The 14391-nt window shown below is 70.5% G+C and carries 13 protein-coding genes and 1 pseudogene; 4 read left to right on the forward strand and 10 right to left on the reverse strand.

Translation table 11 applies throughout. The annotated features are described in order from the left end of the window. Nucleotide 1 precedes the first annotated feature (1 nt). The 5 genes and pseudogenes from NQU54_RS16555 to NQU54_RS16575 form a co-directional block, all read right to left on the reverse strand. Nucleotides 2-526, reverse strand: a complete 525-nt coding sequence (locus NQU54_RS16555; RefSeq protein WP_257631736.1) for an NUDIX domain-containing protein — start codon at nt 524-526, stop codon at nt 2-4. A 42-nt stretch (nt 527-568) separates the two neighbouring features. Beyond that, nucleotides 569-1465, reverse strand: coding sequence for a LysR family transcriptional regulator (locus NQU54_RS16560; RefSeq protein ID WP_069861159.1), 897 nt, complete (start codon nt 1463-1465; stop codon nt 569-571). A gap of 215 nt (nt 1466-1680) precedes the next feature. Further along, the gene (locus NQU54_RS16565) at nt 1681-2844 is read right to left on the reverse strand and encodes a cystathionine gamma-lyase (RefSeq protein ID WP_257631737.1); all 1164 of its coding nucleotides are present in this window, start codon (nt 2842-2844) and stop codon (nt 1681-1683) included. 170 nt (nt 2845-3014) lie between these two features. After that, nucleotides 3015-3512, reverse strand: a pseudogene (locus tag NQU54_RS16570) (low molecular weight protein-tyrosine-phosphatase); the annotation flags it as partial. A 24-nt stretch (nt 3513-3536) separates the two neighbouring features. After that, complete coding sequence (locus tag NQU54_RS16575) at nt 3537-3917, reverse strand: phage holin family protein (RefSeq protein WP_069861156.1); 381 nt, start codon at nt 3915-3917, stop codon at nt 3537-3539. A gap of 66 nt (nt 3918-3983) precedes the next feature. On the opposite strand from NQU54_RS16575, the gene NQU54_RS16580 reads away from it, so the two are divergent. From NQU54_RS16580 to NQU54_RS16590, 3 genes are all read left to right on the forward strand, one after another. Further along, nucleotides 3984-4301, forward strand: coding sequence for a cupin domain-containing protein (locus tag NQU54_RS16580; protein WP_079258260.1), 318 nt, complete (start codon nt 3984-3986; stop codon nt 4299-4301). A 242-nt stretch (nt 4302-4543) separates the two neighbouring features. Next, entirely contained in the window at nt 4544-4738 is a 195-nt protein-coding gene (locus NQU54_RS16585) for a DUF5326 family protein (protein ID WP_020870014.1), read from the forward strand. Nucleotides 4739-5183: 445 nt separating this feature from the next. Then, entirely contained in the window at nt 5184-5621 is a 438-nt protein-coding gene (locus NQU54_RS16590; RefSeq protein ID WP_044572700.1) for an SsgA family sporulation/cell division regulator, read from the forward strand. A gap of 346 nt (nt 5622-5967) precedes the next feature. Here the strand turns inward: NQU54_RS16590 and NQU54_RS16595 are convergent, their stop codons facing one another. Next, the gene (locus NQU54_RS16595; protein WP_257631738.1) at nt 5968-7419 is read right to left on the reverse strand and encodes a YibE/F family protein; all 1452 of its coding nucleotides are present in this window, start codon (nt 7417-7419) and stop codon (nt 5968-5970) included. Between the two features lie 180 nt (nt 7420-7599). Here NQU54_RS16595 and thiC point away from each other — a divergent pair, with 180 nt between their 5' ends. Beyond that, complete coding sequence (gene thiC, locus NQU54_RS16600; RefSeq protein ID WP_257631739.1) at nt 7600-9363, forward strand: phosphomethylpyrimidine synthase ThiC; 1764 nt, start codon at nt 7600-7602, stop codon at nt 9361-9363. A gap of 133 nt (nt 9364-9496) precedes the next feature. Here the strand turns inward: thiC and NQU54_RS16605 are convergent, their stop codons facing one another. From NQU54_RS16605 to NQU54_RS16620, 4 genes are all read right to left on the reverse strand, one after another. Continuing rightward, a complete protein-coding gene (locus NQU54_RS16605; RefSeq protein WP_069861147.1) occupies nt 9497-10369 on the reverse strand; it encodes a BRO-N domain-containing protein in 873 nt (290 codons plus the stop codon). 119 nt (nt 10370-10488) lie between these two features. Then, nucleotides 10489-11349, reverse strand: coding sequence for a hypothetical protein (locus tag NQU54_RS16610; RefSeq protein WP_257631740.1), 861 nt, complete (start codon nt 11347-11349; stop codon nt 10489-10491). Nucleotides 11350-11540: 191 nt separating this feature from the next. After that, nucleotides 11541-12722, reverse strand: a complete 1182-nt coding sequence (locus tag NQU54_RS16615) for a metallophosphoesterase (RefSeq protein ID WP_372505900.1) — start codon at nt 12720-12722, stop codon at nt 11541-11543. 231 nt (nt 12723-12953) lie between these two features. After that, the gene (locus tag NQU54_RS16620; RefSeq protein WP_079152833.1) at nt 12954-14054 is read right to left on the reverse strand and encodes a LacI family DNA-binding transcriptional regulator; all 1101 of its coding nucleotides are present in this window, start codon (nt 14052-14054) and stop codon (nt 12954-12956) included. Between the last annotated feature and the right edge of the window lie 337 nt (nt 14055-14391).

The following is a 14391-nucleotide window of genomic DNA, read 5'->3' on the forward strand; positions in this document are numbered from 1 at the left end:
CCTAGCCGAGGTCGTCCGCGAGCAGGGCCAGCACGCCCTCGATGTTGGCGTCGAGGTAGGCCCGTAGCGAGGGCGGCACCACCCCGACCGAGGCGATCCCCTCGCGGGTGAACGGGACTCTCACCACGTCGTACTCCCCGCACGGCTCGTCCACCTCCGGGCCGTGCCGCCGGGAGAGGTCCATCGAGGCGAGTCGGCAGACGAAGAAGTGCTGCACCTTCACACCGACCGCGCCCTCGGCGCCCTCAGTGCCGTCCGCCCCCGCCGGGTCCTCGGCGGTGTGCGGGACGGTGTCGACGAAGGCGGGCACCACATCGGTCACCTTCGCGCCCAGTTCCTCGTCCATCTCGCGGTGCAGGGCCTCGACGACGGTCGCGTCCTCGGGCTCCATCCCACCGCCCGGAGTGATCCAGTACGGCGCCTCGCCGGGCTTGGTGCGCTTGATCAGAATCATCCGGGGGGCGGCGGTGTCGCCCTCGAGGAGAATGGCGCGGGCTGTGCGTTTGACCACGGGTCGTTCGGTCATGCAGGACATCTGCCGCACCGTTCGCCCCGCGAAACCACTTACTCACCAATCGACAGCCGCACGCAGAAGCCACTCGTGCGCCCGCGCGATATGCGGGAGCGCGAGTGCCCCCGTCCGCACCACCAGGAAATAGGTGCGCAGCGGCGGTACGGGCGGGTTGAGCAGCGCCACGACCTGCCCGGTGTCCAGGGCGTCCATGCACAGATAGCGCGGCAGGACGCCGAGCCCGGCGCCCTCCGCGACGCAGGCGAGCACCGCGCGCAGATCGGGCGCGATGATCGTGCCGGCGGTGACGGGCCGGGCGTCGAAGACGGTCGACCAATAGCGGGTGACCAGCGGCAGGCTCTCGTGCACCTCGACGACGGGCAGCGCCTCCAGCGCGCTCACCCCCTTGATCTGGAGCACCGCGGGACCGCCGAGCCGGGCGGCCCAGCGCGGGGCCGCGACCAGCACATGCTCCTCGTCGCACAGCGGGGTGGCGGCCAGCAGCCGGCCCCGTGGCCGGGCGGTGGCGATGGCCAGGTCGTAGTGGCCGGCGCTCAACCCCTCGAAGAGCTCCTCGGCACTGCCGAAGGCGCAGCGCACCGCCAGCCCCTGGGCGACGAGGGCGGTCAGCGCGGGCAGGGCGCGCAGCGCGGTGAACTCGGGCGGGCCCGCGAGATGCAGGGTGCGCAGGGCCGAGCGGCTGTCCAGCCCCGTCTCGGCGATCTCCACCAGGGCGTCGAGATGCGGTGCGGTCTTGTGGGCGAGTTCGTCCCCGACGGTGGTGGGGACGACGCCGCGCGCCGTACGGAGGAAGAGGGGGCGGCCGAGCTGCCGCTCCAGGGTGCGTATCTGGCCGGTGACGGCGGGCTGGGAGAGCCCGAGCAGCCCGGCGGCGCGGGTGAAGGACCCGGCGCGGTGAACCGCGACAAAGGTGCGTAAGAGGGCCAGATCCATGCGGTTCCCCTCGCCTCGTCGAGCCCCGAACGCATGCCAACTATAAATATGCCGATAGGTCCATGTCGCTACTGTGATTGGACACTGACGCTGAGTCAACTAGCCTTGTTCGAGCGGTTCTCCACGAGAGGATCCGGGGCGTCTCAAGCCACGAGGGGGGAGGCTTGAGACGCCCGTTCAGACGTACCCGCCCGCTTTCAGCCACCTGCGGCGGGTCAGCCACCCGCCGCGGCGGACGCCGTGTCGGATGCGGCGCCGGACGCCGCGTCGAGCGCCCGCAGCACATCGGCGATCAGATCGTCCGGGTCCTCCGCGCCCACCGAGAACCGGATGAAGCCCTCGGGCACCGCGTCGCCGCCCCACCGTCCGCGCCGCTCCGCCGTGGAGCGCACCCCGCCGAAGCTGGTGGCGTCGTCCACCAGCCGCAGCGCGGCCAGGAAGCGGTCCGCACGCTCCTTGTCCGGCAGGGTGAAGGAGACCACACAGCCGAAGCGCCCGCCGCGCATCTGCCCGGCCGCGACCTGGTGGGCGGGGTCGGTCGGCAGACCGGGGTGGCGCAGCCCGGCGATCTCGGGGCGGTCGCGCAGCGCCTCGGCGAGGGCCAGCGCGGTAGCCGCCTGGCGGTCGACGCGCAGCTGGAGGGTGGCCAGCGAGCGGTGGGCGAGCCATGCCTCCATGGGGCCTGGGATCGCGCCGACCGTCTTGCGCCAGGCCCGCACCTCCGCGGCGAGCCGCGGATCGCGGCAGGTCACATAGCCGAGCAGCACATCGCCATGGCCGGTGAGCGCCTTGGTGCCGCTCGCCACGGCGAAGTCCGCGCCGAGCTCCAGCGGGCGCTGGCCCAGCGGGGTGGCGAGGGTGTTGTCGACGGCCACCAGTGCGCCCCGGGCGTGCGCCGCCTCGGCGAGCCGGCGGATGTCGCAGACATCCAGTCCGGGATTGGACGGAGTTTCCAGCCACAGCAGCTTCGTCCGGTCGTCCAGGGCGGCCAGCTGGGCGTCCTCGCCGGTCGGGGCGGTGCGTACCGCGACCCCGTAGCCCGCCAGCCGCTCGACCAGCGCCGGGAGCAGCTGATAGCCGTCGGACGGCAGGACGGCCGCGTCGCCCTGGCGCAGCTGGGACAGCAGCACGGCCGATATCGCGCCCATCCCGGAGGAGAAGACGACCGTCTCGGCGTCGGTGCCCGGTGACTCCAGCTCGCTGATCGCCCGCTCCAGCAGGGACCAGGTGGGGTTGCCGTCCCGGCCGTAGGTGTAGGGGCCGACGGCGTCGCCGGGCAGGTGGTAGTGGGCGGCGAAGACCGGGCCCGGCAGGGTCGGTGCGTACGCCTCGGCCTCGGGCAGTCCGGCCCGTACGGTGCGGGTGCCGTCACCGGTCATGCGGGCTCCCTTCCCGCGCCGGGGCCATCGGCGGCCGACGCGCTCTCCATGCTCCCGGCGCGCTCGGCGCCGCTCCCGGTGGTCTTCGCCGCGATCCGCCGCTCGGACTCATCGGCGGGGATCCGCCCCGTGGACTCGTCGGCGGCCCGCTCCGTGGCGTCCATGGCCGCTATGGCCTCGGAGACCGCCTCCAGCAGCCCGCCGCCGGCCGCCTCGATCATCTCCAGGCACTCCTCGAAGTCGTCCGGACCCCCGAAGTAGGGGTCCGGCACATCGAGGCCGCCCAGCGCGTCCTGGTCCGCGTCCGGGTCGTAGCTCCGCAGCAGCCGCACCTTGGCGGCGTCGTGCGGGGTCGGCGCGAGCGCGCGCAGCTCATGCAGATGGCCGCTGTCCAGGGCGATCACCAGATCGAGGCGATCGAACCACTCGGCACGGAACTGGCGCGCGATGTGATCCTGCTCATAGCCATGGGCGGTGAGCGCGTCGATGGCGCGGCGATCGGCCCCGTCGCCCTCGTGCCAGGGCCCGGTGCCCGCGCTGTCCACCTTGACGTGGCCGTCCAGACCGGCCTCCGCGGCATGGGCGCGGAAGACGGATTCGGCCATCGGCGAGCGGCAAATGTTGCCGGTGCAGACAAAGCAGACACGGTAGGGCGACGGGTCTCTCATGCCTCCCATCATCTCTGGCCGCGATCAGTCATCGTCATCGGGCAGCACGACATGCAGGGCCCACGCGACTATGGAGACGATCAGGCCGCCGAGCACCGCGGTGCCGAAGCCGTCGACGTGGAAGCTGAGATCCAGCTTTCCCGCCAGCCAGGAGGTCAACAGCAGCATCAGGGCGTTGATCACCAGCGTGATCAGGCCGAGGGTCAGGATGAACAACGGAAATGCCAGGAGCTTGACGATCGGCTTGACCACCACGTTCACCACGCCGAAGACCAGGGCGACGAGAATGAGGGTGAGCGCCTGGCGGCCGGTGTTCTCACCGGTGAGCGTGATGTCCTTGAGCAGCCAGATGGCGACGCCGAGGGCGCCGGCGTTCGCGATCGTCTTGACGAGAAAATTCTTCATGGCTGAGATCGTCGCAGACAGGCCCCGCGATCGGCAGGGGCATCTTGAGCAGGGGTGGAGAGACGAATGAAGGCGTTCCGGCTGGATGAGCTGGAGGCGGAGCGGGCCGCGAACAACGGCGCGTATCTACAGTTCCTGCGGGAGCGGAACATGTCCGTGGGGCTGTACGCGCTGGACGCGGGCCAGCCCGACCCACAGTCGCCGCACGGCCAGGACGAGGTGTACGTCGTGATGAGCGGCCGGGCGTCGGTCACGGTGGGAATGGAGACGACGCAGGTGGCGCGGGGCAGTGTGGTGTACGTCCCGGCGGGCACGGCGCACAAGTTCCACCACATCACCGAGGACCTGAGGGTGCTGGTGGTGTTCTCGCCCCCGGAGGGCTGATGCCGGTGCCGCCCCGGGGCTGATGCCGCCGGGGAGCTGATACCGCGGGAGAGCCGATTCCGCCGCCGGGCCCGTCCACCGTGGAGCCGATGTGCGGTGGGCCGGTCCCGTAGGGGTCCGGTCAGGGGAGGACGGGGGGCGCGGGGCGCCCGCGCGCTTCCGTCCCGCCCTAGCATCGATGGCAGGGAAAACCGGCCGTCGGCGTCCGGACCCAACGGCTCGGAGAGAAAGCAGGGAGTCACGTGACCACGAAGGGGATATTCCAGGGCCTGCCATGGTGGGTGACCTGGATCGCGATACCGGTCCTCGTCCTCGCCGTGTTCGGCGGTCTGATCATGAGCGTGATCGGGTTCGTGGTGAGCCTCGTCTTCAAGGCGCTGCTGCTGGTGGTGCTGATCGCCGGGCTGATCTATGTGGTGAGGAAGTTCACCTCCTGACCCGCCGCCCCGCGGCGCCCGCCGTGGCCCGCGGCGCCCGCCGTGTCGCCCAGGGCCTGACGCATCCCCGCAGGCCCTGACGGCCCCCGCGGCGCGCGGATACGCCGCGCGAGGGATACCGCCGGGGCGGGAGCACCGCCCCGCGCCACCCCTGCCGTTAAAGTGCGAGTCCTCGGCGTTCTTCCTCTCGGCGTCTGCCTCGCAACAACACCCCGGGGGTGCCTGTTGACGACAGCGATCTTCGATACGGCCGGTGCGCCGGCCCCGATCTCCCGCCCACCGGACCCGCCTCGTCCGCGCCGTCCGGCCCCGCGGGTTTCCTCACGGCAACACTGGCCATTTTCGTTCCCTCACACGAGGCAAACCGACTCCGCACCGCAATCGAGTCGCTACGCTCCAGAGTCGGCGAAGCGCAAACAACCCGGGGCGGCGAACGATGCGTGAGATGCGTGACACGGTTCAGGCGGAAGTGACGATGACCTTCCTGGTCTCGCAGGATCTCTCCTTCCGGATCCCGGTCGAGCTGTCCTACGACAGCGGCGACCCCTACGCCGTCGAGATCACCTTCCATTTGCCCGGCGATGCGCCAGTGAGCTGGGCCTTCGCGCGGGAGCTACTGCTGGACGGGTTGAGCAAACCCACCGGCGAGGGGGATGTGCGCATCGCCCCCGCCTCCCCCGAGGGGCTTTCGGACGTCTTCATCAGACTCCAAGTGGGCTGTGAACGCGCCCTGTTCCGGGCCGGGGCCGCTCCTCTGGTGGCCTTCCTCGACCGGACGGACCGGGTGGTGCCTTTCGGCCAGGAGCCGGCGGCCTGCGATCCGGTCGGCGATCTCGACGCCGAACTCCACCGCATCCTGGCCGAGGACCGATACGCGGGCTGAGAGCCGGGTGCGTACGGTGGGCCGGGGGCCGCTGCCGAGCCCTGACCGAGCCGCCGCGGGGGCGGCGTGCCATGCCCATCGGCTCAGCGTGCCACGCCCGTCGGCCAGCCTGCCACGCCCGTCGTCTGGGCGGTCTTCGCCCGGCGGCTCGGCGGTCCTCGCGCGTTGTCTGGGCGGTCTTCGCCCGGCGGCTCGGCGGTCCTCGCGCGTTGTCTGGGCGGTCTTCGCCCGGCGGCTCGGCGGTCCTCGCTCGTCGGCTCGGCGCGCCTTCGCCCACAGGCTCAGCGGTCTCGTCCGTCGCCTCGGCAGGTCTTGTCCGCTGCCTCGGCAGGTCGCGACCGTCCTCTCAGCGCGTCTTCGCCCGGCGCCGCCGCCCGCGTCCGCCCCGGCCGCTCCGGGCTCCCTGCGCGCCTTGCGCGCCTTGCGCGCTCTGCGTGCCGCCCGCGTCGGCCCCCGGCCGCGCGCCGCCGTCCGCCGCCGGGGCGCGGTCCGCGGAGACCACGAGCACGGCCAGCGCCGTGGTCACCGGCACCGACGCGACGAGCCCGATGCTGCCCACCAGCGTCCGTACGATCTCCTCCGCGACGATCTCGCTGGTGGCGACCGCGCCCACCCCGCTGTCCGCGATGGAGAACAGCAGCAGCAGCGGAAGCGACGCGCCCGCGTACGCCAGCACCAGGGTGTTCACGACGGAGGCGATGTGATCCCGCCCGATCCGCATCGCCGCGCCGTAGAGCCTGCGCCGGGACACGGTCGGGTCCGCGTCCCTCAGCTCCCACACCGCCGAGGTCTGGGTGACCGTCACATCGTCCAGCACGCCCAGCGAGCCGATGATCACGCCCGCGAGCAGCAGCCCCTTTATCTCGATGTTCGGATAGAGGCCGTGCACCAGCCCGGTCTGGTCGTCCGTATTGCCGGTCAGGCTCGCCCAGCCGATGAACAGCGAGCCGAGCACCCCGATCAGCAGCAGTGACACCAGTGTGCCGAGTACGGCGACCGATGTTCGGGCCGTCAGTCCATGGCACATATAGAGCGCGAGGAGCATGATCGCGCTGCCCCCGACGACCGCGACCACCAGCGGATTGGAACCCTGGAGTATCGCCGGGAGGATGAACAGCGTCAGCACCCCGAAGCTGATCGCCAGGGCTACCAGCGCGAACACCCCGCGCAACCGCCCCACCGCCACGACGGCCAGCGCGAACAGCCCCGCCAGCAGCGCCATCGGCATCGACCGGTCGACGTCGGACACGGAGTACTGGAGCTCCTTGGGCGCCTTGGGCGCGTACGCGAGCTTCAGCTGCTGCCCTGCGCTGAAGTGACGCGAGGCGTTGGGCTGGATGATTTCAGGGAAAGTGCGGCCTTTGTCCTTCCCCGAGGTGACCTCGATGGTGGCCTTCTCGCAGACGCTCTTCTTCGCGCTCTGCCCAGGGGCACCGTTCTGTGCGGCGCTGTCCTGGCCGGGCTCGGTGGGCGCCTGCGGCTGGGCGTTGACATCGGCGCAGTTCACCTCCTCGACCTTCACCACCCGTCCGGCGACGGTCTCCTGGTCGAAACCCAGACCGCTGCGGCCGTGCGCCTTGTGGTCGGGCGTGCCGCCCGGCCAGAGCGCGATCAGACCGGCGACGACGGCCACCGCGAAGGGGATGAGCACCGCCGCGATGATCTTGCGGAGGCGGGTGGAGACGGGGGTGGCGGGGCCATGGCCGTGGGAGTGGCCATGGGGAGTGCCGTGGCCGTGTGCCTGATCGGAGGGGTGGTGGGGCTGCTCGGGCGGGTGGTCCTGCTGGATGGCGGTCACGGTCGCATCATCGCAAGAGACGTGGGCCCTCTGTTCAGCGCTGTGGATAAACCGTTAGCGTGGTGACGAACCTTTGCAATCGCGGGAGCTCGGAGCACCGGGCTGAGAGGGCGCTGACGCTGAAGCTGCGCCGACCGCTGAACCTGTTACCGGGTAATGCCGGCGTAGGGAGTGGGTCTCATGACTCAGCAGGATGCACAATCGCGCGCCGAAAAGGCCGAATTCGGCTGGCATAAGGGATATGTCGCGGGTTCGCGCCCGGACCTCCAAGTCCCGGTCCGCCGAGTGCACCTCACCAACGGCCAGGACGTGACGCTGTACGACACCTCCGGCCCGTACACCGACCCCAACATCGAGACCGATGTCCGCCGCGGCCTGGCGCCGCTGCGGCAGAACTGGATCATCGCCCGCGGCGACACCGAGGAGTACGCGGGCCGCCCCGTCCGCCCCGAGGACGACGGGATCAAGCACACCTCGCCCCGCGGCGGACTGCGCAACCTCGACGCGGTCTTCCCCGGCCGTCCGCGCCAGCCCCGGAGCGGACGGCCGGGCGTCCCCGTGACCCAACTCGCCTATGCGCGGCGGGGCGAGGTCACGGCGGAGATGGAGTACGTGGCGATCCGCGAGAACGTCTCCCCCGAGGTGGTCCGGGAGGAGATCGCGGCGGGCCGCGCCGTGCTCCCGGCCAATGTCAACCACCCGGAGATCGAGCCGATGATCATCGGCAAGCGGTTCCTGGTGAAGGTCAACGCCAACATCGGCAACTCCGCCGTCACCTCCTCCATCGAGGAGGAGGTCGAGAAGATGACCTGGGCGACCCGCTGGGGCGCCGACACGGTCATGGACCTCTCGACCGGCCGCAACATCCACACCACCCGCGAATGGGTGCTGCGCAACTCCCCGGTCCCCATCGGCACCGTGCCGCTCTATCAGGCGCTGGAGAAGGTCGACGGCAGGGCCGAGGAGCTGACCTGGGAGATCTACAAGGACACGGTCATCGAACAGGCCGAGCAGGGCGTCGACTACATGACCGTCCACGCCGGCGTCCGGCTGCCGTACGTCCCCCTGACCGCCCGCCGCAAGACCGGCATCGTCTCCCGCGGCGGCTCCATCATGGCGGCGTGGTGCCTGGCCCACCACCAGGAGTCCTTCCTCTATACGCACTTCGAGGAGCTGTGCGAGATCCTCGCCGCGTACGACGTCACCTACTCGCTGGGCGACGGACTGCGCCCCGGGTCGATCGCCGACGCCAACGACGAGGCCCAGTTCGCCGAGTTGCGCACGCTCGGCGAGCTCAACCGGATCGCCAAGGAGCGCGGCGTCCAGACGATGATCGAGGGTCCGGGCCATGTCCCGATGCACAAGATCAAGGAGAATGTCGACCTCCAACAGGAGGTCTGCGAGGAGGCCCCCTTCTACACCCTGGGCCCCCTCACCACCGATATCGCCCCCGCCTACGACCACATCACCTCGGGCATCGGCGCGGCGATGATCGCCTGGTGGGGCACGGCGATGCTCTGCTACGTCACCCCCAAGGAGCACCTGGGCCTGCCGGACCGCGATGACGTCAAGACCGGCGTGATCACCTACAAGATCGCCGCCCACGCGGCCGACCTGGCCAAGGGCCATCCGGACGCCCAGGCGTGGGACGACGCGCTCTCCGACGCGCGCTTCGAATTCCGCTGGGAGGACCAGTTCAACCTGGCCCTCGACCCGGACACGGCCCGCTCCTTCCACGACGAGACCCTCCCGGCGGAGCCGGCCAAGACAGCACACTTCTGCTCGATGTGCGGGCCGAAGTTCTGCTCGATGAAGATCTCCCAGGACATCCGCCGTGAGCACGGCGGCGCGATGGACGCGGCGGAGGCCGAGGCCGGTATGGCGCAGAAGTCCAAGGAGTTCGCGGAGGCGGGCAACCGGGTGTACCTGCCGCTCGCGGACTGAGGCGCGGACGCGTAGGCCGAAATCGCGGGTGGAGTCCGGCAAAGCGGCGCCCGCGGATTGAACCAGGCGATACGCTGCGAGGCGGGTCCGAAGCCGCAACGTCGTTTTGCGACTTCGGACCCTCAGCGTGCCGCTACGCGGGCGGAAGCTCAGCCACGTAGATCGGGTTCCCGCTGTCCGTCATCCCGTTCTGACGGATGCAGCGGTGCTTCTGGAGAAAGCGCAGACAGTCGTGCACCCGCTGCCGGGTGAGCCCCGTCTTGGCCGAGAGCGTCTCCAGCGAGTGGCCGACCTGGCCGGCTTCGGCCAGCGTGGGAAGGATGTAGACGGCCACCGCCCACACGTCCTCGGTGATGCTCAGCCGGTCCTTCCACTGTGCGAACAGGTTCTCCGTCCTGAGCCTCAGCTCCCGCTTGTCCGCCTCGGGCTCAGCGCCCGGTCGGCAGCCCAGCGCGTCGAGGATCTGTGACCAGGCCTGCTCGGACCGGTGCAGGGACTCCAGTACCTCTGTATGGAAGCGTTCGGTCCGCATCTCCAGTCGGACGATCGCGTCCATGAGCTCGCTCGGTGGAGTGGGGCGGGAGATCTCGGAGACCTCCAGCGCGTATGAGCCCTCGCGTTGGACGGTGGCGATCACTCTGGAGACCCATTGTTTGAAGGGCAGGCACGCGGGCTTGGTGCAGCCGTTCACGAGCTGAATCAGCCCTTGCAGATTCACCAGATGCAAGTCTCGGCGCCACTCCCTACCTGCTGGAATGCTGAGACCGTAACGTGAGGTTACGTTCTCGAGCGTAGACTTTCCGCCAGCTTGTACATGGTCCGCCAACGCTTTTCGCGGGTTGGTGTGGCCGAGTTCCGCGCAGACGTCGACCGTTGGGAACCAGTGCTCGCCGTCCGGCATGGTCAGTCGGCGAAGCCGGGCCCCCGTGGCCGCGTAGACGAAGTCGTTGACGTCCATGGCGTCGTGCCGAGCGGACGGGCCCGGCGGTGTGTTGTGTTTGCGCATCGCGCATCACCTCCACCTACGGACGCTAAACATCACCGCCCATCAATTCCCCCGAATAGGCGGAAGTTCGCTCGATAGGATGGTAATCGATCAATCCGAGGGCGAACCGACCATCAGTGCTAATCCGGCTGGTGCTCCGGCCCGCCGTAGTCGGGGCTGGTGTAGTCCGGGCTGCTGTAGCGGGGGCGGGCCTTGGGGCCTTCGCCGTCGGTGCTGAAGCCGGGGCGGCTGTAGCCGAGGTGCGGGGTGCGGCTGACCGTCTCGGGGTTGATCGGGACGTAGGCGGAGGGGGACGGGGCCGAGGGGTTGGCCAGGGCCTCGTGGAGGAACGGCAGGATGCCGCGCTCCAGCAGGGCCTGGCGCCAGACCTCTCTGGCGCGGTCCACCTCCTCGAGCCGCTCGCTGCGCGCCTCGCCCCGGATCGCGCTGGAGCCGTTGCGCAGCGCCGTCAGCAGCAGTCCGACGCCGGCGATCAGGATGCCCGCGGCGGTCAGCGCGGCGAAGAGCCAGCCCGCGGTGACCATGGGCCCGGCGATGGAGGGGGCCGGATCGAGGACGTTGAGGGTGTAGCCGACGAGGAGAAAGATGATCGCGGCGGTGCCGGCGAGCACCGGGGCCAGCACCGCGAGCATGGCGAAGAGCCCCGCCCCCGTGGCGTCCTGCATCGCGCCGGCGAGCCCCACCGTGCCGTCCGGCTGCTCGCGCTCGCGCTCGCGCTCGCCCACGTCCCCGGCGAGCGGGAAGAGCGGCGCGGGCTCGCGCAGTTTGGCGCGAGTTTCGCGGTAGTCCTGATATTCGGCGGCGGCGCATGCCGCTATCGCTGCCGAGGCGCCGAGCGCCATTGTGCGCAGCTGCTCGGCGGTGAGCCGCTGCCCGGCACCGGTGAGGTCCGGGCGGCGGTCCGTGGTGCGCAGTGCCTCGTCGAGAACCCGCTCGAACTCCGGGCGGTCCTCGGTCAGCAGGTGCGGAGCGCTTTTCATGGTGCATCCCCCGATGCTCCGTAAGGCCGTGACACCCGGCTTTCACCGGGCAGTCGGGCGGAAACGGAGGAGAGCCTGCGACGGATAAGCCGATGGTAGAGCCGATCCGGCGTGGGGTGACAGCAAGTTTCGTGAATTGCTCCCGCGTCGGTGAAGCTCTCTATCTGCCCCGGACAGCGCCCGCTGAACCCTCAGTTCGCCAAGGGAAGTTGTACGACCAGCAGTTTTCCGGCCATGGTGATGCCGCCGTCCATGGCCACGGCGAGATTGTCCGCGTAGACATGCGGGCCCTCGATGGTGGGCGCGCCGCCGTCCTCGTCCTCGGAGCCGACCTCGCCGAGCAGATACGGAATGGGGCTGTGGCCGTGGACGACGCGCTCCCCGCCGTAGGTGTCGAGCAATTCGCGGGCCGCCGTGGGCCCGGAGTCCTCGTCGCGGAAGGCGAACCGCTTGGTGAATTTGCGGAACAGGTCCCAGCACTCGTCGGCGTCGCTGCGCTGGAGGGTCTCGGTGACGGTGTCGTTGACGGCCTCGATCGAGTCGCCGTACTCCAGATAGGCGGTGGTGTCGGAGTGGACCAGTAGATGGCCGTCCTCCTCGGCCATGGCGTCCAGCCGGGACATCCACTGGAGGTGGTGGTCCTCGAGCCGCTCCATGTCGGTGCGCTGGCCGCCGTTGAGCAGCCAGGCCGCCTGGAAGGAGGCCGTTCCGGCACCGGAGTTGACGGGAGTGTCGCCGAACCGCTTGGCGCCGATCAGCAGCAGCTCGTGATTGCCCATCAGCGCCTTGCAGTAGCCGCCCGCCGCGGCGGCCTCGGCGGACAGCTGCATGACCAGGTCGATGACGCCGATGCCGTCGGGGCCGCGGTCGGTGAAGTCGCCGAGGAACCACAACCGGGCGTTGCCCGCGGACCAGTTGCCCTTGGCGTCGATCAGGCCCTCGGCGGCGAGCGCCTCGCGCAGCTCCTCGTGGTAGCCGTGGACATCGCCCACGACGTACAGCGGGCCGGGCCCCTCGTCCTGGGCGAGCGGGCCCTGCTCGGGCTCGGGCACCGGGGTGAGCGCCACGGTGGGGCGGTCCTGCGGCGGGACCAGCGGGGTGTCCGGGATGGTGTGCCCCGGGCCCATGACCGGGAGCCGCTCGGTCGGGGTGTACTCGGCGGGCGGGGGCGCGGTGGGCGCGGGCGCCCCGGGAGCCGGCGCCTCGGGCGCGGGCGCCGGCGCCGGCACGGGCGCGGCGGGGCCCGGCGCGGTGGGCGCGGGCCCGGCCCCGGGCGCGATCATGCTGGGCGGGGTGGACGCCCCGTACGCGGGCACGAGCGGGATCGCAGCCGTGGTCCCTGCCGTGGCTTCCAGACCGGCCCCCTGAGTCATCGACCCCTCCACCATCACGCCGCCGTGCCACCTTGTGGACCTTGCCTGGTCGACGGCGGTCCGCGGTGTCGTCCGCCCATCATAGGAATGACCGTGAGGGCTTGTGACGCACCAGGGTGCCGTCAATCGCTGCTCGCTCCTGCCAGGTCGGACTTTTATCCCGGATTGGCCCAGTAGGGAAAGCCCATTGGCCTCAGGTCCTCCTCGGGTCATCCTTGAGTCACCCTCAGGTCAGCCTCCGGAGCGGCTGCGCGGGGCGCTGACCGTCGTACGCGGCGGACGGCGCTGTGACGACGTCCGCACCATCAATTCGGTGGGTATGACCTGTTCAACGGGCTGGTCGCCGTCAAGGCCCTCGATGGCGTCGATGAGCAACTGTACGACCGCCGTGCCGATCCGGCGGGGTTTGAGTGAGAGGGTCGTGATGGGCGGCTCGGTGGTGCGGTAGACGGTCGATTCGCTACAGCACACCAGCAGCAGATCGTCCGGGACGCGCAGCCCGTAGCGGCGGGCGGCGGCGAGCAGGTCGGTGCCGTTGGGGTCGAAGAGGCCGTAGACCGCGTCGGGGCGGTCCGGGCGCGCGAGCAGCCGGTCGGCGGCGACGGCACCGGCACAAGGATCGTGGGCCGGGTACGCCTCATACACCGGATCCTGTCCCACCCGTTCGCACCACTGGAGGTACGCCGTGGTGGACAGGCGGGTGTAGGTGTCGGTGGAGGTCCCGGTGAGCAGCCCGATCCGGCGGGCGCCGGCCTCGGCGAGGTGGTCGAGCAGTCCGAGCACCGCCGCCTCGTGGTCGTTGTCGACCCAGGCGGTGACCGGGAGGGAGCCGGCCGGGCGGCCGTCGCTGACCACGGGGATGCCCTGGCGCAGTAGCTCGGCGACGACCGGATCGTGGTCGGAGGGGTCGATCACCACGGTGCCGTCGAGGGCGACGTTGGACCACACGTCGTGGCGTGAGGTGGCGGGGAGGATGACGAGGGCGTAGCCGCGCGCCAGCGCGGCGGAGGTGGCGGCCCGCGCCATCTCGGCGAAGTAGGCGAACTCGGTGAAGGTGAAAGGTTCATCCCCGTACGTGGTCACGGTCAGGCCGATGAGGCCGGACTTGCCGGTACGGAGGGTGCGGGCCGCTGCGGACGGGCGGTAGCCCAGCCGCTCGGCGACCTCGCGGACATGGCGGCGGGTGGCTTCCGGAAGCCGTCCCTTGCCGTTGAGCGCGTCGGAGACGGTCGTGATCGAGACCCCGGCGGCGGCGGCCACGTCCCGGATGCCCGCCCGCCCTAACCGGCGGCCGGTCGACCGGCTCACCTGGTGCTTCCCTGCTGCTGTCATGGCCAGCCGATAGTAGGGCGCGGGTGGGAGGGTTGCGCGATTCCGCCATCGGTATTCGGAAGGCACGTTTCTGCATGAGCGCCTTCCCCAATTCCCTTGGAAGTGAAGCCAGTTGGGGGTTCCACCGGGCCTCTGGGCGCCCCTGGCATATCCACATCTGCTGATTGATACATGTCTCGAAGAGGTCTCAACTCACCTGCACGAGTGATGCGCGCCACGGCGCTCGCCACGGGCGCACGCGGAAAAGTGGGGCGCTCCCCCCGGTGGGTACGCGGGCGCCGGGGGCGGGTACGCGGCTCCCCCCGGCGGGTACGCGAGACGGGGGAATCCTCATAAG

The organism is Streptomyces malaysiensis subsp. samsunensis (assembly GCF_024519315.1).
GTDB lineage: Bacteria > Actinomycetota > Actinomycetes > Streptomycetales > Streptomycetaceae > Streptomyces > Streptomyces malaysiensis.

Coding starts and splice junctions, on each gene's coding strand:
- NQU54_RS16615 (WP_372505900.1), bottom strand. CDS start 12,722: ATGACTCAGGGGGCCGGTCTGGAAGCCACGGCAGGGACCACGGCTGCG.
- NQU54_RS16555 (WP_257631736.1), bottom strand. CDS start 526: ATGACCGAACGACCCGTGGTCAAACGCACAGCCCGCGCCATTCTCCTC.
- NQU54_RS16560 (WP_069861159.1), bottom strand. CDS start 1,465: ATGGATCTGGCCCTCTTACGCACCTTTGTCGCGGTTCACCGCGCCGGG.
- NQU54_RS16575 (WP_069861156.1), bottom strand. CDS start 3,917: ATGAAGAATTTTCTCGTCAAGACGATCGCGAACGCCGGCGCCCTCGGC.
- NQU54_RS16590 (WP_044572700.1), top strand. CDS start 5,184: ATGCGTGACACGGTTCAGGCGGAAGTGACGATGACCTTCCTGGTCTCG.
- NQU54_RS16605 (WP_069861147.1), bottom strand. CDS start 10,369: ATGCGCAAACACAACACACCGCCGGGCCCGTCCGCTCGGCACGACGCC.
- NQU54_RS16620 (WP_079152833.1), bottom strand. CDS start 14,054: ATGACAGCAGCAGGGAAGCACCAGGTGAGCCGGTCGACCGGCCGCCGG.
- NQU54_RS16580 (WP_079258260.1), top strand. CDS start 3,984: ATGAAGGCGTTCCGGCTGGATGAGCTGGAGGCGGAGCGGGCCGCGAAC.
- NQU54_RS16565 (WP_257631737.1), bottom strand. CDS start 2,844: ATGACCGGTGACGGCACCCGCACCGTACGGGCCGGACTGCCCGAGGCC.
- NQU54_RS16610 (WP_257631740.1), bottom strand. CDS start 11,349: ATGAAAAGCGCTCCGCACCTGCTGACCGAGGACCGCCCGGAGTTCGAG.
- thiC (WP_257631739.1), top strand. CDS start 7,600: ATGACTCAGCAGGATGCACAATCGCGCGCCGAAAAGGCCGAATTCGGC.